Origin of the sequence: Opitutus sp. GAS368, assembly GCF_900104925.1 — a bacterium.
Classification (GTDB): domain Bacteria; phylum Verrucomicrobiota; class Verrucomicrobiia; order Opitutales; family Opitutaceae; genus Lacunisphaera.
The window spans coordinates 756,504-774,229 of the sequence record NZ_LT629735.1; the positions used below are offsets into that span (position 1 = coordinate 756,504).

Sequence of the window (17,726 nt, forward strand, 5' to 3'; positions counted from 1 at the left end):
CCGCGGGACGCTCAGGGCGCCCGTGCGGCCGGGTGGCGGGGCCACGGGTTCTTGAGATCGCTGTTGTAGCGGAGCTTGAACGACGCCCCCAGGCTGTTGCCACCCGGGCCATAGGTGTCATTCAGGGCGAAGCCGACCAGCCAGTTGCTCCTCAGCCGGTGGTCGTGGCGATGGGGAATTTCCCAGAGCACGCCGGGGCGGACCGTGTAGATGTCCCCGCCACCGTGGTTGATCCACCGGGACGTGTCGTAGGACGCCTCGAAAGTGTAGTGCAGGCGGTCGCGATCGATCACGAAGCCGCCGGTCATCCCCCGCGAATTCTCCTGAAAGGCGTTTTTGGCAAATTCACCCGCCAGGGAGGTTTTGCTCACATTGTCGAGATGGAAGCCCACAAATATCCGCCGGTCCGGGTGTGACCCGAGCCGGTGCGAGAAGGTGGCGTAGGGTTCCAGATGGCGCAGCCCGTCGGTCAGTTCCGGTGACGGGTGGCCGGTCGGAAACTCATCGTTGAGGCCGACGCCGGTCTCCCAGCCGGCGAACAGGGGTTGACCGAGATTGAACTTCACGCCGAGCTTGAGATTCGCCGCGCCGTATTCGTCGAAAGCGCGGATGGCACCGTTGCCGTGGCTGAAATACAGGTCGCTGCCCGCGCTGATCTCGCAGTTCTCCGTCAGGCCGTAGCGCAAGGTGGTGGACAGGCGCATGTAGTCCTTCCGTTGCCAGTCGCCCAGGTGTGGGTTGACCGAGAGCCGCAGGGCATACTTCTCCAGCGTCGTCGGCAGGTGGCTCTGGAAGACCTCCTCGATGACCAGTTCATCGTCGCCCAGTTTCCTGGGCGAGGCGACGTTGGCGCCGGCAACTTCGTTCTCCACCGGCGCCGCGACGCCGCGGCCGGCCGCCGCCAACACGAGGCCCACGGCAAGGAGGCCGCCCCGGGTTGGATGCCATTGCCCGGTCCACGCGGCGATGCGCGACCAAGGTCCGGCGGTCTTGTTTTCCAAGGTGAGAGGCTGCAGGCAGGTGGGTGTCGTCATGAGTGCGGCCCCAGAATCGGACGTGACCGCATGTGACTATACCCTGCGGCCGGCTGGGTGATAGGGGGTGTTGACACCATGGTGCTGATCCGCCGCAGGACCGTTCGCCGAGTTCCGCGAAAAAATCCCGTAAAGGCCGGTTCGGGATGAAACCTGCGGCCAGCGCGGACAGTCACATACCCCATGAACTCAAAAACCATCCTGTTCCTGGCCCTGGCCGCCGCCGGCAGTCTGGCGCCCGCCGCCCGGGCCCAACACCTTGACGTCGGCATCGACATCCGTCTCGGCCGCGCCCTGCCGCCGCCGCCGCCCGAGGTGGTCGTGATCGAGCAGGTCGGCCCTCCGGAACCGCCGCCCTGGGCCCGGAGCCACTGGTATCACCGCAGCTACGGCTATTACTATTACCCCGGCTGTGACGTCTATTACCGCCCGTCCGACCACGTGTGGTTCTACCTCGAGGGCGGCACCTGGCGCTTCGGCCCCCGCCTGCCCGACTACATCCGGGTGGACTTCGGCCGCGCCGTCTCCCTCAAGCTCGAGAGCGACCGGCCGTATGTCTTCCACGACCGGGTCGTGACCTACTACCCGGCGAATTACTTCGCCAAGGTGAAGTTCCGGAACGATCACGACAACCGGCGCGATGACCGGCATGACGATCGCGACGACCATGGCCGCGATGACCGCGACCGGGACCGGCGCCACTGAGCCGAACCCTCCCCCGTGCCGCCGGTCCCACCGGCGGCATTTTTTTGCCTTGGTTTCGCCCCGGCGAGAACCAAGGACAAACCCCGGGCCGCGAGCACGCGGCAACGGGGTCCCGCTTTCACTCCACCCGCCATCAAACCGTAACAGGCTTTGGGCTGGTCACCCCCGGCCGGCGCGGAACAATGGCGGGATGAGCCTCCCCTTCCAGCCGCTTCCGCCGCGGCCCGTGCGCCGGGTTCGGACCGCCCTGTGGGCTTCCGCCCTCGCGGTGACCGGATGGACGGCCGCGGTGGCGGCGCCGGTGACGTTTGTCTTCACCTCGGATGTGCATTTCGGCATCAACCGGGGCAATTTCCGCGGCGCGGCCAATGTGGAATCACGGGTGGTGAACGCCGCCATGCTGGAGGCCATCAACGCCGTGCCCGCGGCCGTGCTGCCCGCCGACGGCGGCCTCAACGCCGGCCGGCCCGTGGGTCCGGTGGACTTCGTCGTCATCACCGGCGACCTGGTCAACCGGCAGGAACTCTACCCGATCCATATCCAGAGCGCCGCCGTCTCGTGGGGCCAGTTCGCGGCCTGTTATGTCGACGGCCTGGCGCTGCATGATGCCACCGGCCGGCCCACCCCGCTCCTGCTCGTGCCGGGCAACCACGATGTCTCGAACGCCATCGGTTCCCCGAGCAAACTGGTGCCGGCCAGAGACGCCACGTCGCTCATCGGGATCTACAACCGCATGATGCGCCCGGCGCTCCCCCGCACCACGGCGACCTATGCCTACCCCGCCGACCGGATCCAATACTCGCGCGACTTCGGTGGCGTCCACTGCGTCTTCCTTTCGATCTGGCCCGACCGTGCGGCCCGCGCGTGGATGGAATCCGACCTCCAGGCCGTGCCGGCCGGCGAACCCGTGTTCATCTTCTGCCACGACCCGCCCGAGGGCGACGCCCGCCATTTCACCAACCCGAACGGCGCGCACGACATCAACGACCGCGACAAATTCGAGAACGTGATCGCCGACGTCTACGCGGACGGGGTGGTCGCTTCCGTCGGCGGCAAGCCGGACGGTCCCACCACCATCGAGCAGCGCGCCTTCGCCGCGTTTCTCAAGGCGCACCCCAATATCACCGGCTACTTCCACGGCCACTCCAACTGGACCGAGTTCTACACGTGGCCCGGCCCCGACGGGGATCTCAGCCTCAGCGTCTTCCGCTCCGACTCCCCGATGAAAGGCAAGGTTTCCGGCAAGGACGAGACCAAGCTGGCATTCCAGGTGGTGGTGTTCGACGCCGCCCAGCGCAAGCTGACCGCCCGCGAGTGCCTCTGGAACACGTCGGCCGCCGCGGGTCCGCTGGCCTGGGGCCAGACCCGGACCGTCAGCCTTGCCGCACCCTGAGCCGGGGCCCGCTTCAAGCCCGATCCGGCGGCGCGGTCCCGGCCGTGCGGCCGGAGGGATGCGAGGCGACGAAGCGAAAACCCAGCGTCGCGACCACCGTGAGGACGGCCACCGTGCCGGCCAGGTTCCGGCCGTGCCACAACCCGCCAAACCAGTCGATGAACTCGGCCGACACCACGTTGGCCCGGCCGCCATACACCGCCAGCTCCCGCTTGTATTTCCGGTTGGAGTGCAGATCGGCCAGCAACGGATCGTCGTCCGGCGGTTCCGCGATGGCGTAGATCGCCACCGCGCCGCCCAGCCCGAGGAGGAGCAGGCCGAGGCTGATGAAGTTGGTTTTCCGGGGACTCAAGGTGGCGGTGGGCTGCCCTTGGCGGGCCCACGGCGGCGGTTTTCCCTAGGCCTTCGTGCTGAGGTTGCCGCCGTCCTTGATCGGCTTCACGAACCGGTAGTCGATGTCCCAGGGGAAGAATATCCACTTGTCCTGCTTGAACTCCTTCACGCAGGTGTCGACGAACGGCCGGCCGGCCGGCTTGGCGTAGAGCGTCGCGAAGTGCGCCTTGGGCAGCAACTGCCGCACCACCTGCGCCGTCCTGCCCGTGTCGACGAGGTCGTCGATCAGCAAAAAGCCCGCGCCGTCGCCGGCGACGCCCTTGAACACCTGCACGCCGCTCTGCGACTGCGCCGGCCCGCCGCTGCCGGCCGCGTAGCTCGCCACGCAGACGGTGTCGATCAGCCGGATCTCCAGTTCGCGCGCCACCAGCGCCGCCGGCACAAGGCCGCCGCGCGTGATGGCGACGATGCCTTTCCACGTGCCCAGCTGGTGGAGTTGCTGCGAGAGGAAGCGCGCGTCCCGGTGCAGCTCCGGCCAGGACACCACAATTTCGTCCGTGTAACGTGAGGGATCGCCCATGCCCCAGGCTGCCCGCTGGCCCCGGGCCCGCCAAACTTATTTCTGCTTTTCTGCCCTCGGGGGCTTCTCGCGGTGCTTGCCATCACATTCCTCTCCTGCAACCCAATCAGCATGAACCCAGGAACGCGGTTTCACCAGCTCGGCGCCCGCCTCAGGTCGTGGAACACCGCGCCGGTCACGCGCGAGGAGTATGCCCGGCACTACCAATCCTGGGGCGGGAGCTTCATCCTGCACCCGGAGGTCCTGCAGTTCTTTGGGGACGTCCATGGCATCCGGACCGACTACCACGGCTACTTCCATGGGGAGCAATGCATCGGCGTGGTGCCGGCCTGGGGTCCCCGCATCGCGGGTGACCGCCAGGCCCTTCAAGTCCATCGGCTGACCGATCAGGTTGATTTCGGCTACCCGGTTCTCCACCTGCCCGTCGCGCCCGGGTATAATTGCCTGGTGCTGTTCCGCGCGGGGTTTCTGCTGGGCCTGCAGCGGCGGCAGGTGGCCGGCGCCGTGTTCCCCGGCCTCAAGCAGATGGCGATTTTGAAGCGAATCCCCGACGAGCTGCCGACCGGCAAAAAGGAATACCAGATCAAGGAGCGGCGGTTCGAGCGGCTCGGCGGCACGGTGCGCGACATCGGGGAGTTCAGCAGCGAAGAGATCATCGCCATGTATGAGGCGCTCCACCTGGTTCGCTGGCAGCGCAAACCGCACGCCATTGGGACAATGAAGGCGACGCTCGATCACCTGGGGCAGTTCCTTTTCGGCAAGGTCCTCTGGCTCAAGGACCGCCCGGTCGCGATCCAGATCAACTATCGCGCCGAGACCAGCCGCACCGTCTGCATCGACTACATCAACGGCGGCGTGGACAAGTCCTTCAACGGGATCAGCCCCGGTTCGCTGCTCTCCTATATCAACGGCCGTGACGCGTGCGCGGAGGCGCAGGCCAGCGGCCGGCAGCTCATTTACAGCTATGGCAAGGCCAACACCGCCTACAAGGACCAGTGGTGCCATCGCGTCGCCCGGGGGTTTACCGGCTTCTGGCTGCCGTGAGCGCGCCCGGGCCCCGGTGTCCCGCCGGCGTTTTCCCGCAAACAGCGTGACAATTGCCGGAAAATCATTTCACAAGGCGGTTTCAACCCATCCATGAACGACAATCTAGACGAACTCAAAGGCCTGGTCGCCGCCCTGAAAGCCGACCAGCAGGCCCAGAAGGACAAGGAAAAGCGCGATGCCTGGACCAAATACGTGTCGCTCTCCATGATCTTCCTCGCGGTGCTCGCCGCCGTGGCGACCCAACGGGGCGCGGGCTATTCCTCGGCGGTCATGAAGCAGCTCAACGAGGCGACCTTCAACCAGGCCGAAGCCTCCGACCAATGGTCCTACTACCAGGCGAAGGGCATCAAGCAGAGCCTCTACGAGCTCGAGCGCGAGCGGCTCGCCGCCACCAATGCCGCTGACGCGAAGGGTCTCGCGGCCCTGACCGCCCGGGTCGACCGCTACGAGAAGGAGAAGAAGGACATCACCACCGCCGCCAAGGCCCTCGAGGCGAAACGGGACGCGGCGCGCGAAGGTTCGGCCCTGGCCGGATCGGCGAGCCGGGAAATGGGGCTGGCCACGCAGGTCTTCCAGATCGCCATCGCCCTCGGCGGTATCACGCTCGTCGTCAAGAAACGCTGGCTGTGGTATGCGTCGCTCCTGTGCGGCGCGCTCGCCACGGTTCAGATGGTCTTGGTGCTCTTCCCCGGCTGATCCGGCCGCGCCCACTCGAGGAAGCCGGGCAGCACCCGCGCCCACGTGGCCTCGTTATGCCTGCCGCCCGGGATCTCGACATATTCAAGGTCGGTTCCGCGGCGAAAGCCGCGGTGCTCCAGCTCGTCCAGCAGCTCGGTGGTGTCCTGCACGGCGTCGATGACGCCGTTGCCGTCGCGATCGCTTTCCTCCTCCTTGGTGCCCGCCGAAAACCAGAGCCGCAGCCGCGGCGGCCGGGCCGTCTCCCGCACCATCCGGTGGACCAGCCGCGAGGCTTGCTGCGCCGCCGGCGAGGTGTTGTCGGACCGCCACCAGAACGAGCCGGAAAAAATCCCCGCCAACCCGAAGACCTCCGGGTGATGCCAGGCGAGGTCGAACGCGGCCAGTCCGCCGAGCGAAGAACCCATGATGCCGGTGCGCGCCGGGTCCGCGGCCAGACCGTAACGGGCCCGCACGGCCGGCAGCACCACCTCGAGCACCACGCGCTGGAATTCGGCCGCCTTCCGGCCGCGGCCGGCGTAGTCCGGCGTGCCGGCCAGGCCGTATTCCTCGATGCGGTCGGCGCCCGCCGGGATCGCCACGACGAGCGGCGGCGACATCACGCCCTTCGCCGCCAGCCCGGCGACCGCCTCCTCCAGCCGCCACGCGGCCATGTTCTGCCCGTCCAGGGCGACGAGCACCGGTGTGGCCGGCTTCACTCCGCCGGGTGGCAGGTAAATCCGCACCTCGCGGGGTGCCAGGCCGCCGAAATCCAATGCCGGCAGGGCTTCCGCCGTGGCGCGGAGGTCGTTGACGCCAAGCCATAACAGCAGCGCCCACCCCACCCTGAAGAAACGCCCCGTTCGCATGCCCCGGTTCTGGCTGGACGGCGTTGCGACGCAAGCCCGCGGGGGGGCGGCACCACCGGCTTGGGCATTGACCCTTTTGCCCGCCACCGCATCATCGCGCCCAATTCAAATGACCGACGGGAAGTCCCCCGGCCAGCCCGGGCCGCCTCCGACTTCAGCCGGCCACCAGTAACAAAGGCAACTTATGAAACTCGTGGAATGGTCGATGCAAGGCCTCGAATTCGGCAACTGCAACTGCGCGGTGGGCTGCCCCTGCCAGTTTAACGCCCTCCCCACGCTCGGCCATTGCCGGGCGCACACTTTCGTCCAGATCGACAAAGGCCGCTTCGGCGACGTGACCCTCGACGGCCTGCGCTGGGGCATCATGGGTCTGTGGCCCGGCCCCATCCATCTCGGCAACGGCACCTTCCAGGCGATCGTGGACGAGCGCGCCGACGCCAGGCAGCGTGCCGCGCTCGAGAAGGTCGCCCACGGCAAGGAAACCGAGCCGGGCAAGCTCATCTGGCAGGTGTTCTCGGCCATGGTCACCAAGCTGCTGCCCACGCTCTACAAGCCCATCGACCTCGCGATTGATCTCAAGACCGGCTCGGCCAAACTCAAGGTGCCGGGGGTCATCGACAGCAGCGCCAGCCCCATCAGCAATCCCGTGACCGGGGCCGCGCACCGCGCCCGCGTCACGCTGCCGACCGGCTTCGAGTTCACCGACGCCGAGTTCGTCGCGGGCAAGGCGAAGACCTCCGGGGCCATCGACCTCGCCTTCGACAACACGCACGCGCACCTCGCCAAGATCCACTGGAGCACGCACGGCGTCGTGCGCTGACCGGTGGCTGAGCCGACCACGCTCGAGTCCCTCCTGCGGCGCGACCGCTGGCTCGTCGGCCTCGCGCTGGCCGTGGTGATCGCATTGTGCTGGGCGTGGATCGTGCCCATGGCGGTCGACATGTATGGCCGCATGTCCGGATCGTCCGCGTGGATGATGACCGACCGCTGGGACTTCACCCACCTGGTGCTGCTCTTCGCCATGTGGGCGGTGATGATGGTCGGCATGATGCTGCCCTCGGCCGCCCCGGCGCTGCTCATCTACGCGGCCGTGGTGCGCAAAAGCCCCGACGGCGCGCGGGCGGCGACCCACGCCTACGCCTTCGGCGGCGGCTACCTGCTGGTGTGGACGGTCTTCAGCCTCGCCGCCACGGTCCTGCAGCGGGCGCTCGCGAAACTGCTGCTGCTTTCGCCGATGATGGAGACGTCGGACCGCCGGCTCGGCGGCGCGCTGCTCCTCGTCGCCGGGCTTTTCCAATTCACGCCGTTCAAGCGGGCCTGCCTGCAATACTGCCGTTCGCCCGCGGAGTTCCTCACCCGGCACTGGCGCCCCGGGGTCGCGGGCGGGTTCCGCCTCGGGTGGCTGCACGGGCTCTACTGCCTCGGCTGCTGCTGGGCCCTGATGTTGCTGCTGTTCGTCGGCGGGGTGATGAACCTCTGGTGGATCGCCGGGCTCACCGTCTTCGTGCTGCTCGAGAAGGTGGCGCCGCTCGGCGCGCAGGGCGGCCGCCTCTCCGGCCTGCCGCTCATGGCGCTCGGGCTCTGGTTCCTGCTTTGAGTCGCGGCCGAAACCAGGGAGTATTTTCAAACCCAACATATACCCGTTTCCTGTCATTCTGAACGAAGTGAAGTTCCGAGCGCAGCGACATCCTCATCCATGCGTTCGCTCGCGATATGGCCTTCGCTGCTGTGGATCCTTCGCTCCGCTCAGGATGACAAACCGGGTTTGAAAACACTCCCTAAAGTTCGCTGGTGGCGCGAAGTGTTCCTCGGTGCAGCTCCGGCCAAGACACCACGATCCCTTCCGTGTAACGGGAAGGATCGCCTGCCCCACGACGCACGCCGGGTCCGTTCGCGCCAATGTCATTCTGCTGGACATGCCTTGCGGGCCCGGATTTTTTCCTAGCTCTCACCGGACGCATGAGGCTCAGCAACGACACGACCATCCGTTATTTCGCCTGGCTGGAGGAAGAGGTGGCCGGCCCCTACACCCTCGAGGGCCTTGAGTCGTTGGTTTACCTGGGAAAGATCACCCCCGATACGCTGGTCTGCCCCGAGGGCACGGAGCAGTGGGAGCCGATCCGCCGCACGGATTTCGTCCGCCAGCTTTTCCCCAAGCTGTCGGAAAAAACCACTCCGCGGGCCTGGGGTCGCCCGGGCCAGTCGGACCGCCACGACCTCAAAGAGTTCTCGTTCGGCGAGGTGAAATTCGAGAAAGTGAACACGGCCGATAGCCATGGCCGGATCGAGGTGAATGACCTGCTCCAGGAAATCCGCCAGGCCGAGCGCGATTCCGGCCAGGATCTGGTCAAGGAAGACCGTTTCAGGATTTCCAAGCGCAGCCGGGATTTCTGGATCATGCTGATCGGCGGGAATGTCATCCTGTTCGGCTCGGCCCTCTGCATGCAAAACACCATCAGCTTCGTCTTCGCCATCGCCGGCTCGGGACTCTTCACCTGGGGCCTCATCTGGTCGATGTATGGCGTGATGGGAAAATACTGACGCCTGCCCGCCGGGCGCCGCTGGCCTTTCGGGCGGTTCTGGCCACTGTGCCCGCATGGTTCCGTTTTCGGTCCTCGATCTCTCCAACATTGTCCAAGGCGGCACGGTCGCCGGCGCTCTCGACCGCTCGCGCGAGCTGGCCCGGCACGCCGAGGCGCTCGGCTACCGCCGCTTCTGGCTGGCGGAGCATCACAACATGCCGGGCATCGCCAGCGCGGCGACCGCCGTCGTCATCGCGCATGTCGCGGCCGGCACATCCACCATCCGCGTCGGCTCCGGCGGCATCATGCTGCCCAACCACGCGCCGCTGGTCATCGCGGAGCAATTCGGCACGCTGGCCGCGCTCTTCCCCGGCCGCATTGATCTCGGCCTCGGCCGCGCGCCCGGCACCGACCAGCCCACGGCCCGCGCCCTGCGCCGCGGCGGCAGCGACGTGTCCGACAGTTTCCCGCGCGACGTGACGGAGTTGCAGTCCTACTTTCAGCCGGCGGTGCCCGGCCAGGTCGTGCAGGCCGTGCCCGGCGCCGGGCTGGACGTGCCCATCTGGCTGCTCGGCTCCAGCCTGTTCGGCGCGCAACTCGCCGCGGTGCTCGGTCTGCCCTTCGCCTTCGCGTCGCACTTCGCCCCGGATTACCTCGAGCAGGCGCTCACCCTCTACCGCCAGGGCTTCCAGCCCTCCGCCACGCTGGCCCAGCCCTACGCCATGGCCGCGATCGGCGTCGTCGCAGCCGACACAGACGCCGCCGCGACGCGCCTTTTCACCTCGCTGCAGCAGAGCTTCGTGCTCCTCCGGCGCGGCACGCCCGGCCTGCTGCCGCCGCCGGTGGACCGCATGGACGGCCGCTGGACGCCAACGGAGCGGGCTGGCGTCGAACACGCCTTCCGCGAGGCCGTGGTCGGCTCTCCCGCCACGGTGAAACGCGGCCTGGAATCGTTCCTGCAACGGACGGGAGTGGACGAACTCATGGTGACGGCGGCGATCCACGACCACACCGCCCGCCTGCGTTCCTTCGAGCTGGTCGCGCAGGTGCGGGACAGCCTCTGAAACTAAGGTTCGCTAGTGCGGCGAAGTGGGTCCCTGCTGGTTGCCTGAAAATCAAGTCCGCCCTCTTTGCCGTCAGCTCGCCCGACCTGGCCACGTGCCCGCATCCCGTGCTGCCGGAGTTTGCCTTCATCGGCCGCTCCAACGTCGGCAAGTCCTCCCTCATCAACCTGCTGACGGAGAAAAAGGACCTCGCGAAGGTCTCCGACCTGCCGGGCAAGACGAAGCTGATCAATTTCTTCACGATCAACGGCACGTGGAGCCTCGTCGACCTGCCCGGCTACGGCTACGCCCACGTGGCGAAGACCGACCGCCAGCTGTTCAACACCGCCGTGCGCGACTACCTCGGTCACCGGCCGACCCTGCGCCGCACCTTCGTGCTCATCGACTCGCGCCACGAGCCGCAGGAGATGGACCTCAAGTTTGTCCACTGGATGGGCACCCACGCCCTGCCCTTCGCGCTCATCTTTACCAAGATCGACAAGCAGGCCGCCCAGCACTCCCGCAACACCATCGCGCAGTTCCGCACCGCCATGGCGAAGTCCACCGACGCCCAGCCGCCGGTCTTCGCCAGTTCGTCGACGACGAAGAGCGGCCGCGCCGAGATCCTGGCCTTCATCGCGCAGGCCCTGCCGGCGCACAACGCCCCCAAGGCGTTCGCCGTCGCGCCGATGATGAACCACCCGCACGCGGCGCCTTTGCCTGGCGACGGCCAGGACAAACACCGGGCTGGCAGCAGCCAGCAACGGCGCTCGACGCCGGTCGGTGACGACATGCTCGGCGACGACTTGGACGAGTAATCGGTCCTCTGTCTTCCGTCCTCCGTCCTCCGTTGCACGACCACCCAGACCTCCCGCCGTGCGCCGGCTGCGGCCGTTGCTGCCACCTCGTGGTGGAATTGCGCGCCGGCGATGTGGTGCCGGAGGAATTTGTAGTCGAACATGCCGGCGTGCGCTGCATGGACCAGCATGGCGACGGCGCCTGCGTGGCCCTCGATCCAGCCACGCGCCTCTGCACCATCTATGCAGACCGCCCGCAGACCTGCCGCGACTTCCAGCGCGGCAGCAATCTCTGCCGGCAGATCCTCGGTGCGGCCTGAAATCCGACCAAAAGAAAAGCCGCCCCGGGAAAATTTCCCGGGGCGGCATGGTTTTCTTTAGAATCGGCGCTCACGGCGGTCGTTGCCCGCGATGATGTAAATCATCGCGACCGACAGCCAGGAGACCGAGATGGCGATTGCGGTCATCATGACTTTATCGTCCTCCTTGCCGCTTGCAGCGGCGGTCTGGGCCCTTTCCCACCCAGCAGGTCAGGGCGTTTTCACTGAACGACGGGAAGGCACCCAGCGCCTACCGTCACCCCAGAGGATGAGTCGATTTCGCCGTCTGACAAGCGGCAGATTGGTAAATTTCTTGCCGTTGATTAATAAGGGTTAACGAATTATTTTTTACAAAAAAGCTCTCCACGCACCGGAATGGCCCAGGAGGACTCAGGCAGTTGAAGTTCACTCCATCCGCCAGCGACCCAGGGCAAGGTGGAGTGCGCTGCCGCGAGCGACACACCCCGCCCTGACGGGCACCCCTCTCCAAGGGGACCCAAACCGACGCCGGCGATCATCCCCTCCGGAGAGAGGCCTGTCGGCCATGGGCCCGGCGACGGCTGATGGCGCGGAGCGCCGGGTGGGTCGGAACCTGACGGATTAGTGTTAGCCGGCCGACTCAGGCCAGCGTCGCCGTGAGCGTGACCTTCGCGTTGAGCAGCCGCGAGATGGGGCAGCCGGCCTTGGCCTTCGCGGTGATCTCCTCGAACTTGCCCGCGTCGATCCCGGGGATCTTCGCCTTCAGCACGAGGTGCGAGGCCGTGACGGTCCAGCCGGCGGGCGGGACATTGTCCAGGCTGACCTCGGCGGTGACATCAAGCCGGTCGGGCGTGAGGCCCGCCTCGCCGAGCATGGCGGAGAGCGCCATCGCGAAGCAGCCCGCGTGCGCCGCGGCGATCAGCTCCTCGGGATTGGTGCCGGCGCCCGACTCGAAGCGCGAGCCGAACGAGTATTCCGTATTCTTCAAAGCGCCACCGGGAGCGGTGAGCGCGCCCTTGCCGGACTTGAGTGAACCCTGCCAGACAGCGGATGCGGTGCGTTTCATAAGTGCAGACAGGGAAACCATTCCCATCCGCAACGCAACTGCCCCGTCGTCAAAACGGCGTCACGCCTTCAGCAGGCAGCACTGCTTGTATTTCTTCCCGCTGCCGCACGGGCAAGGCTCGTTGCGACCGACCTTCGGCGCCGCGGACTTGTAGGGCGCCGGCCCGATCCGCGCCTCGCGGGTGTAGAGCCACGTGCCGTTGCGACGCAAAAACTCCGCCTTCTCGTGCAAGACCTTCTCGACGCCGTCCTCCAGGCCGTAGGCGGAGAAATCCACATGGGCCTTGTCGGGATTGTCGGCCGCCACCTCATGGCCGTGCACCTCGAGCCGCGTCCACGTCACCGCCGGCTCGCCTTCCTCGGCGACATACGGCTTGCCCGCGGTCGGCCCGTGCGTGTCGTGGAGGAACTTGAAGTTGTGCGCCACGTGGGCCGTGAAACGCGCCCGCATCAGCTGCTCCGCCGTCGCCGGTTGCTTCCGGCCGGCATGGAACGGCTCGCAGCACAGCTCGAACGGCTGCCCGCTGCCGCAGGGGCAGGGCTGCCCGCGTGGCGGTTTGTGGTCCTTGGTCGGCTCGGAAGACATCCTCCAGACCTACAGGGAGGCCGCGCGCGATGGCGAGGGCAAAGCTCGGCTCAGGCTACGGGCCGGGCGCCTGCGTCTTGACCACCCAGATCAGGATGACCCCGGCGACCAGAAACAGTAGCACCGCGCCGACCATCCAGAGGTTCACCTTGGTCGTACGTTTGTGCACATCGACGACCGGCCCCGGTTGGTTTTGATCGAAGCCCATGGGGTGGTTGGCGCGCGCCGGTTACTCGCCGATCTTCGGGTTGTCGATGCCGAGGGCGTCCGCCAGGTCCGTCAGGTGCTCCTGCTCCTGCGCGATGATCTGCCGCAGGACCTCGCTCAGGCCGTATTCACCCATCGCCTCCGCCTGCCGGACCCGCGTGCGGTAGGCCTTGATCGTATCGGCCTCGTTCTGCAGGTCGAAGCGCAACATGGCCCCGGCCTTGGCGGACATCTTCACCGGCTTCGGCACGGTGACGGGTGTGCCGTTGAAATAATCAATCTGCTTGGCGATCAGCAACGCGTGGTTCAGTTCTTCGCCGGCGTGTTTCTTGAGCTCGCCGGCGATGGCCTGGAACTTGGCGCCCTTCATCGTCTGGCTGTAGACGACATAGGCGATGACCGCCTGGAATTCCCGGGCGAGATCCTCGTTGAGCAGCTTGACCATCTCCTTGCGGGTGATTTTGGCGGTTTTTTTCATGCGGGGGCGGCGGCCGTGATCGGCGCCACCATGCCTGACAGCGGAACGCTCCGGGTGGTTGCGACATTTCCACCGGCCGGGTGATTGACTCCCGGCCCGCGCCCGGTGGTAAATGACACCTCCCCATGAAGAAACCCACGGCCGATGAGCGCAAACACCGCTGCACCCGCAAGCGGCGCTACCGCACGCAGGGCGACGCCCTCGACGCCGCCTTGGTCGCCGGCGTGGCCGGCTCGCGCACCGCCTACCAGTGCCCGCTCTGCGGATTCTGGCATCTCACCTCCCGTTGATCCGATGCTCCGTCTCCTGCTGCCACCCAACCTCGCCACCGCCGCTCCGCGCGACGCCATCGCCGTGCGCGTGGAGCTGGACCTGTCGGCCGCTTGGCCGGGCGACCGGCCCGGACAGACCCCGGCCGGCCCGCCGGCCGGAACGGTGCTGCCTGAAAACCTCGCCCCCGCCCTCGCCATCCTGCAGCGCCTCGGCGTGTCCGCGCAGCCGGTGTCGCTGATCCAGCTCAAGCGCGCCCAGCTGCGCGAGCTCGTCCACGCCCTCACCGGCGAGCGCGTCTTCTTCCGCGCCGACCGGCCCACCCTGCCGCTGGCCTGGAACGGCCTCGCGCTGCCCGGCGTGAGCGAGCACTTGACCGAACCGGTCGCGCCCCCGCCGGCCCCGGTGGCCAAGCCGAAGCCGAAGAAGAAACCCGAGCCCGAGGACGACGATCTCACGCCGCTCACCGTGGACGGCTCGGAGCATTTCCTCGCCATCACCCTGCCCTCGCGCGAGTCGATGGTCTACGATGCCGCCCTCGAGTTCCTCCGCACCCACCGCTTCGTCCTCGACCCGCTCACCCGCAAGTGGTGGCTGCGCGACCGCCACAAGGTTCTCAACCTCCTCGCCACGCACGGCGCGCTGCTGCGCGACAACCTGCACGCCGAATTCACCGCCAATTTCGAAAAAAACACGGCGCATCTCAAGGCCGCCGAGATCGCCGCGCAGATCGGCGAGGAGGCCGACGGCTACGACGTCACGCTCGGCCTCAAGGCCGGCAGCGCCCCCGATGCGCAAATCCGTTCGGCCGTCGCGACCGGCCGCGGCTATATCGAGGCCGACGGCGCCATCTACCTGATCGACGCCGCCAAGCTCACCGGGTTGGAGGCCGCGCAGCGCGCGCTCGCCGGCGAGGTGTCCGCCGCCAGTGCCCAGGGCCGGCACCGCATCGCCAAGGCCCGCGCCGCCGAGGTGACCGACCTGCTGGAGAGCATCGCGCCGCATTTCTCGGCGCCCGAAACCTGGCACCGGCGCAGCGCCGCGTTGAAGAATCTTTCCGTGCTGCCGCCCGCCCCGGTGCCGGCCAGCTTCACCGCCGTGCTGCGTCCCTACCAGCAGCTCGGCGTCGCGTGGCTCTGGCACCTGCACGGCCAGGAACTCGGCGGCATCCTCGCCGACGAGATGGGCCTCGGCAAAACGCCGCAGGCCCTCGCGCTCCTCGCCGCCGTGGTAGGGCGGCGAGTCCCTTCGCCGCCGAAGCGCGGAGCGGAGTCCGCGCCCTACCCCCCGCACCTCGTCGTCGTGCCGGCCTCGCTCGTGGAGAACTGGCGGCGCGAGGCCGCGCGCTTCGCGCCGGCGCTGCGCGTCTTCGTCCATCACGGCGGCGCCCGGCTGGCGGCCGGAGAGTTCGCCGGTTACGACCTCGTGCTCACCTCCTACGGCACGCTGGCGCGCGACACGGAGCTCTTCGCGGGCGTGCCCTTCGACGTCATTCTCGCCGACGAGGCGCAGCACCTGAAGAACCGCCGCACCCAGGCCGCGCAGGCGCTGCGCGTGCTGCACGGCCGCAGCCGCTTCCTGCTTACCGGCACGCCGCTGGAGAACTCGCTCGACGACCTGCGTTCGCTCTTCGAGTTCCTGATGCCCGGCTTCCTGCCCAAACTCCCGCCCGGCATGAAGCGCGAGGAGCGCGCCTTCCACGACGAGCGGCTGCGCGTCCAGACCGCGCCCTACATCCTCCGCCGCACCAAGGCCATCGTCGCCCCCGAGCTGCCGCCCAAGATCGAGCAGGTCATCTGGTGCGAGCCGACCGCCGCCCAGGCCGCCCTCTACCAGCACATGCAGGAGGCCACCGAGCGCGAACTCTTCGACCTCGCCGCCCAGGGTGCCTCGGAGGGCCGGCTCCATCTCGCCACGCTCACCCAGCTGCTGCGCCTGCGCCAGATCTGCTGCGACCCGCGGCTGGTGGAACAGGTCGGGCGGGGAGTCCCTGCCCCGCCGAGGCGCGGATCCGACTTCGCCAAGGCTACGACGGACAAGACGGAGTCCGCGCCCTACCGGAATTCCGCCAAGCTCGAGGCCTTCCGGGAATTGCTGGCCGAGTCCGTCGACGAGGGCCACCGCATGCTCGTCTTCTCGCAGTTCACCTCGCTGCTGGCGCTGCTGCGCGAGGAACTCGAGGCCGAGGGCGTCGCCTATTGCTACCTCGACGGCTCGATGACCACCCGGGCCCGCCAGACCGCGGTGGACAAGTTCCAGGACGACGAGACCGTCCCGGTCTTCCTCATCTCGCTCAAGGCCGGCGGCACCGGCCTCAACCTCACCGGGGCGGACACCGTCGTGCACTACGATCCGTGGTGGAATCCCGCCGTCGAGGCGCAGGCCACCGACCGCACGCACCGCATCGGCCAGACCAAGGTCGTCACCAGCTACCGGCTCATTTGCGCCGGCACGGTCGAGGAGAAGGTCATGGCGCTGCAGGACGGGAAGCGCGCGCTGCTGGCCGGCGTGTTCGACGCCAGCGACGCGGCCGCCGCGAAGCTCAGCCTCGCCGACCTCCGCGCCCTGCTGAAATAAAGCTGGAGGAGGGGCTTTATGCCCCGATGGCCACGGGACCGCCATCCATCGGGGCATAAAGCCCCTCCTACAAAAACGGGATTTGCCTAATGGAATATCCTGGGCTGCGTTTGGTTCTTACCTCTCCCCGCCATGAAATCCCTCCTCGCCACCCTCTGCTCCCTGGCTTTTGCCTCCGCCGCTGTCGCCGCCGACACCCACGCCAAGGGGGCCGAGCCCGCCCACATCTCGCAGGGCCAGACGGTCAACCTCGCCGACTATGTCGTGCCCGGCAAGACGACCATCTTCGACTTCACCAGCAAGTATTGCGGCCCCTGCCAGGCTTACAACGAGCCCCTGGCCCAGCTGCACCGGCAGCGCGAGGACGTCGCGGTCGTGAAGGTGGACATCAACCGGCCCGAGGCCACCCGGATTGACTGGCAGTCACCGGTCGCGCAGGAGTTCGGCCTGCATAGCATCCCCCACTTCAAGGTCTACGGCCCGGACGGCACGCTCATCGCCGAGGACAAGCTGGTCATCGGGCCCGACGGCCGGCCGACCAGTCGCGACGCCAAGGGCCGCGACATGGTGAACCGGATGATCGAGCAGCTGAAGTGAGCGGCCGGCGCGCCGTGTCAGCCGCGCCAGTAACCTTCCACGTAGACGTAACTGCCGCGATCGCGCCGCCAATGCGGGGCGACGTAGGTGCGGGCCCGCTCCGGCGGACGCACCCAATGGCCCTCGACCCAGACATAGCGTCCACCGCCGGCATAGCTCCAGTAGCCCCTGATCCACACCGCCTCCTCATACGGCCGCTCATAGACAACCTCCTCGCGCACGGTCGGGGGCGGCGGCGGGGGCGGCGGTTCCGAGACCACGACGTTGGTGGTGGCCTCCCGCTCGGAGCGGTAAATGGTGCCCTGCTCGTGGTCGTTGGCATTGCCCAGCGTGCCGCCGGCGATGGCGCCCGCCACCGCACCGATGGCCGCGCCTTGGGCACCGTTGCCGTGCCCGGAATTATTGCCGATGATCGCGCCGAGGACCGCGCCCAAGGCCGCGCCGCCGACGGCGCCGCGCTGCGTGTTCGGTCCCGTGTCGACGCAACCGCTGAACAGGGTGGAAGCCGCCAGGGCGGCCAGAAGAATGGGTGTCTTGGTATTCATCAATGGCTATGACGCTAACCGACCGCCTCAGGTTCCGTCAACCCCACCCCTGGAATGCTTTTTTCCGGAAAAGCAGGGTCCCCGCCCATCCCCCTCCTGCCCCG

Annotated in this window: 22 protein-coding genes; 13 read left to right on the forward strand and 9 right to left on the reverse strand. The window is 67.5% G+C overall.

Features of this window, described 5'->3' with window-relative positions; all coding sequences use genetic code 11:
• Positions 1-11 precede the first annotated feature (11 nt).
• Positions 12-1,034 carry a hypothetical protein gene (locus BLU29_RS03285; RefSeq protein ID WP_157693585.1) on the reverse strand — a complete coding sequence of 341 codons (1,023 nt, stop codon included), beginning with the start codon at positions 1,032-1,034 and terminating at the stop codon, positions 12-14.
• Between the two features lie 183 nt (positions 1,035-1,217).
• On the opposite strand from BLU29_RS03285, the gene BLU29_RS03290 reads away from it, so the two are divergent.
• Both BLU29_RS03290 and BLU29_RS03295 read left to right on the forward strand, forming a co-directional pair.
• A complete protein-coding gene (locus BLU29_RS03290; protein ID WP_091055148.1) occupies positions 1,218-1,739 on the forward strand; it encodes a hypothetical protein in 522 nt (173 codons plus the stop codon).
• A gap of 190 nt (positions 1,740-1,929) precedes the next feature.
• Complete coding sequence (locus tag BLU29_RS03295; RefSeq protein ID WP_157693586.1) at positions 1,930-3,132, forward strand: metallophosphoesterase; 1,203 nt, start codon at positions 1,930-1,932, stop codon at positions 3,130-3,132.
• A gap of 13 nt (positions 3,133-3,145) precedes the next feature.
• Here the strand turns inward: BLU29_RS03295 and BLU29_RS03300 are convergent, their stop codons facing one another.
• Positions 3,146-3,484, reverse strand: a complete 339-nt coding sequence (locus tag BLU29_RS03300) for a hypothetical protein (RefSeq protein WP_091055150.1) — start codon at positions 3,482-3,484, stop codon at positions 3,146-3,148.
• 45 nt (positions 3,485-3,529) lie between these two features.
• Complete coding sequence (gene gpt, locus BLU29_RS03305) at positions 3,530-4,045, reverse strand: xanthine phosphoribosyltransferase (RefSeq protein ID WP_091055151.1); 516 nt, start codon at positions 4,043-4,045, stop codon at positions 3,530-3,532.
• Between the two features lie 111 nt (positions 4,046-4,156).
• Between gpt and BLU29_RS03310 the strand changes: the two genes are divergently transcribed.
• Together BLU29_RS03310 and BLU29_RS03315 are read left to right on the forward strand one after the other, a co-directional pair.
• The gene (locus BLU29_RS03310; RefSeq protein WP_091055152.1) at positions 4,157-5,089 is read left to right on the forward strand and encodes a GNAT family N-acetyltransferase; all 933 of its coding nucleotides are present in this window, start codon (positions 4,157-4,159) and stop codon (positions 5,087-5,089) included.
• Positions 5,090-5,182: 93 nt separating this feature from the next.
• A complete protein-coding gene (locus BLU29_RS03315; RefSeq protein WP_091055153.1) occupies positions 5,183-5,788 on the forward strand; it encodes a DUF4337 domain-containing protein in 606 nt (201 codons plus the stop codon).
• On the opposite strand, the gene BLU29_RS03320 is transcribed toward BLU29_RS03315, so the two are convergent.
• Complete coding sequence (locus BLU29_RS03320) at positions 5,758-6,636, reverse strand: alpha/beta hydrolase-fold protein (RefSeq protein WP_091055154.1); 879 nt, start codon at positions 6,634-6,636, stop codon at positions 5,758-5,760. The genes BLU29_RS03315 and BLU29_RS03320 overlap by 31 nt on opposite strands.
• Positions 6,637-6,820: 184 nt before the next feature.
• Here BLU29_RS03320 and BLU29_RS03325 point away from each other — a divergent pair, with 184 nt between their 5' ends.
• The 6 genes from BLU29_RS03325 to BLU29_RS03350 all read left to right on the forward strand — a co-directional run bounded on the left by BLU29_RS03325 (position 6,821) and on the right by BLU29_RS03350 (position 11,318).
• Positions 6,821-7,456 carry a DUF1326 domain-containing protein gene (locus tag BLU29_RS03325; protein WP_091055155.1) on the forward strand — a complete coding sequence of 212 codons (636 nt, stop codon included), beginning with the start codon at positions 6,821-6,823 and terminating at the stop codon, positions 7,454-7,456.
• Positions 7,457-7,459: 3 nt separating this feature from the next.
• Positions 7,460-8,233, forward strand: a complete 774-nt coding sequence (locus tag BLU29_RS03330) for a DUF2182 domain-containing protein (RefSeq protein WP_091055156.1) — start codon at positions 7,460-7,462, stop codon at positions 8,231-8,233.
• Between the two features lie 362 nt (positions 8,234-8,595).
• Positions 8,596-9,177, forward strand: coding sequence for a DUF4339 domain-containing protein (locus tag BLU29_RS03335; RefSeq protein ID WP_157693587.1), 582 nt, complete (start codon positions 8,596-8,598; stop codon positions 9,175-9,177).
• 55 nt (positions 9,178-9,232) lie between these two features.
• Positions 9,233-10,222: an LLM class flavin-dependent oxidoreductase gene (locus BLU29_RS03340; protein WP_091055158.1), complete on the forward strand. Its 990-nt coding sequence runs from the start codon at positions 9,233-9,235 to the stop codon at positions 10,220-10,222.
• 50 nt (positions 10,223-10,272) lie between these two features.
• Positions 10,273-11,019: a ribosome biogenesis GTP-binding protein YihA/YsxC gene (gene yihA, locus BLU29_RS03345; protein ID WP_255401288.1), complete on the forward strand. Its 747-nt coding sequence runs from the start codon at positions 10,273-10,275 to the stop codon at positions 11,017-11,019.
• 32 nt (positions 11,020-11,051) lie between these two features.
• The gene (locus BLU29_RS03350; protein WP_091055160.1) at positions 11,052-11,318 is read left to right on the forward strand and encodes a YkgJ family cysteine cluster protein; all 267 of its coding nucleotides are present in this window, start codon (positions 11,052-11,054) and stop codon (positions 11,316-11,318) included.
• 619 nt (positions 11,319-11,937) lie between these two features.
• Here the strand turns inward: BLU29_RS03350 and BLU29_RS03355 are convergent.
• The 4 genes from BLU29_RS03355 to BLU29_RS03365 are packed head-to-tail and all read right to left on the reverse strand — an operon-like array spanning position 11,938 to position 13,633.
• Positions 11,938-12,363: an OsmC family protein gene (locus BLU29_RS03355; protein WP_091055161.1), complete on the reverse strand. Its 426-nt coding sequence runs from the start codon at positions 12,361-12,363 to the stop codon at positions 11,938-11,940.
• Between the two features lie 60 nt (positions 12,364-12,423).
• Positions 12,424-12,948 (reverse strand): YchJ family metal-binding protein, encoded by a 525-nt coding sequence (locus BLU29_RS03360; protein WP_091055162.1) that lies wholly within the window; start codon positions 12,946-12,948, stop codon positions 12,424-12,426.
• Positions 12,949-13,003: 55 nt separating this feature from the next.
• On the reverse strand, positions 13,004-13,156 hold the full coding sequence (locus tag BLU29_RS17820) for a hypothetical protein (protein ID WP_157693588.1): 153 nt from the start codon (positions 13,154-13,156) through the stop codon (positions 13,004-13,006).
• A gap of 21 nt (positions 13,157-13,177) precedes the next feature.
• A complete protein-coding gene (locus BLU29_RS03365) occupies positions 13,178-13,633 on the reverse strand; it encodes a ferritin-like domain-containing protein (protein ID WP_091055163.1) in 456 nt (151 codons plus the stop codon).
• Between the two features lie 125 nt (positions 13,634-13,758).
• On the opposite strand from BLU29_RS03365, the gene BLU29_RS17825 reads away from it, so the two are divergent.
• The 3 genes from BLU29_RS17825 (at position 13,759) to BLU29_RS03375 (ending at position 17,077) form a co-directional block, all read left to right on the forward strand.
• A complete protein-coding gene (locus BLU29_RS17825; protein ID WP_157693589.1) occupies positions 13,759-13,923 on the forward strand; it encodes a hypothetical protein in 165 nt (54 codons plus the stop codon).
• A 4-nt stretch (positions 13,924-13,927) separates the two neighbouring features.
• Positions 13,928-16,480 carry a DEAD/DEAH box helicase gene (locus BLU29_RS03370; protein ID WP_091055164.1) on the forward strand — a complete coding sequence of 851 codons (2,553 nt, stop codon included), beginning with the start codon at positions 13,928-13,930 and terminating at the stop codon, positions 16,478-16,480.
• 132 nt (positions 16,481-16,612) lie between these two features.
• Positions 16,613-17,077 carry a thioredoxin family protein gene (locus BLU29_RS03375; RefSeq protein WP_091055165.1) on the forward strand — a complete coding sequence of 155 codons (465 nt, stop codon included), beginning with the start codon at positions 16,613-16,615 and terminating at the stop codon, positions 17,075-17,077.
• A 17-nt stretch (positions 17,078-17,094) separates the two neighbouring features.
• Here the strand turns inward: BLU29_RS03375 and BLU29_RS03380 are convergent, their stop codons facing one another.
• Positions 17,095-17,622, reverse strand: a complete 528-nt coding sequence (locus BLU29_RS03380; protein WP_157693590.1) for a YMGG-like glycine zipper-containing protein — start codon at positions 17,620-17,622, stop codon at positions 17,095-17,097.
• Positions 17,623-17,726 lie beyond the last annotated feature (104 nt).

Bases quoted from the DNA above. Each gene is read 5' to 3' on its own strand.
- BLU29_RS03285 (WP_157693585.1), bottom strand. From the start codon at position 1,034: ATGACGACACCCACCTGCCTGCAGCCTCTCACCTTGGAAAACAAGACC.
- BLU29_RS03290 (WP_091055148.1), top strand. From the start codon at position 1,218: ATGAACTCAAAAACCATCCTGTTCCTGGCCCTGGCCGCCGCCGGCAGT.
- BLU29_RS03295 (WP_157693586.1), top strand. From the start codon at position 1,930: ATGAGCCTCCCCTTCCAGCCGCTTCCGCCGCGGCCCGTGCGCCGGGTT.
- gpt (WP_091055151.1), bottom strand. From the start codon at position 4,045: ATGGGCGATCCCTCACGTTACACGGACGAAATTGTGGTGTCCTGGCCG.
- BLU29_RS03310 (WP_091055152.1), top strand. From the start codon at position 4,157: ATGAACCCAGGAACGCGGTTTCACCAGCTCGGCGCCCGCCTCAGGTCG.
- BLU29_RS03315 (WP_091055153.1), top strand. From the start codon at position 5,183: ATGAACGACAATCTAGACGAACTCAAAGGCCTGGTCGCCGCCCTGAAA.
- BLU29_RS03320 (WP_091055154.1), bottom strand. From the start codon at position 6,636: ATGCGAACGGGGCGTTTCTTCAGGGTGGGGTGGGCGCTGCTGTTATGG.
- BLU29_RS03325 (WP_091055155.1), top strand. From the start codon at position 6,821: ATGAAACTCGTGGAATGGTCGATGCAAGGCCTCGAATTCGGCAACTGC.
- BLU29_RS03335 (WP_157693587.1), top strand. From the start codon at position 8,596: ATGAGGCTCAGCAACGACACGACCATCCGTTATTTCGCCTGGCTGGAG.
- BLU29_RS03340 (WP_091055158.1), top strand. From the start codon at position 9,233: ATGGTTCCGTTTTCGGTCCTCGATCTCTCCAACATTGTCCAAGGCGGC.
- BLU29_RS03355 (WP_091055161.1), bottom strand. From the start codon at position 12,363: ATGAAACGCACCGCATCCGCTGTCTGGCAGGGTTCACTCAAGTCCGGC.
- BLU29_RS03360 (WP_091055162.1), bottom strand. From the start codon at position 12,948: ATGTCTTCCGAGCCGACCAAGGACCACAAACCGCCACGCGGGCAGCCC.
- BLU29_RS17820 (WP_157693588.1), bottom strand. From the start codon at position 13,156: ATGGGCTTCGATCAAAACCAACCGGGGCCGGTCGTCGATGTGCACAAA.
- BLU29_RS03365 (WP_091055163.1), bottom strand. From the start codon at position 13,633: ATGAAAAAAACCGCCAAAATCACCCGCAAGGAGATGGTCAAGCTGCTC.
- BLU29_RS17825 (WP_157693589.1), top strand. From the start codon at position 13,759: ATGAAGAAACCCACGGCCGATGAGCGCAAACACCGCTGCACCCGCAAG.
- BLU29_RS03370 (WP_091055164.1), top strand. From the start codon at position 13,928: ATGCTCCGTCTCCTGCTGCCACCCAACCTCGCCACCGCCGCTCCGCGC.
- BLU29_RS03375 (WP_091055165.1), top strand. From the start codon at position 16,613: ATGAAATCCCTCCTCGCCACCCTCTGCTCCCTGGCTTTTGCCTCCGCC.
- BLU29_RS03380 (WP_157693590.1), bottom strand. From the start codon at position 17,622: ATGAATACCAAGACACCCATTCTTCTGGCCGCCCTGGCGGCTTCCACC.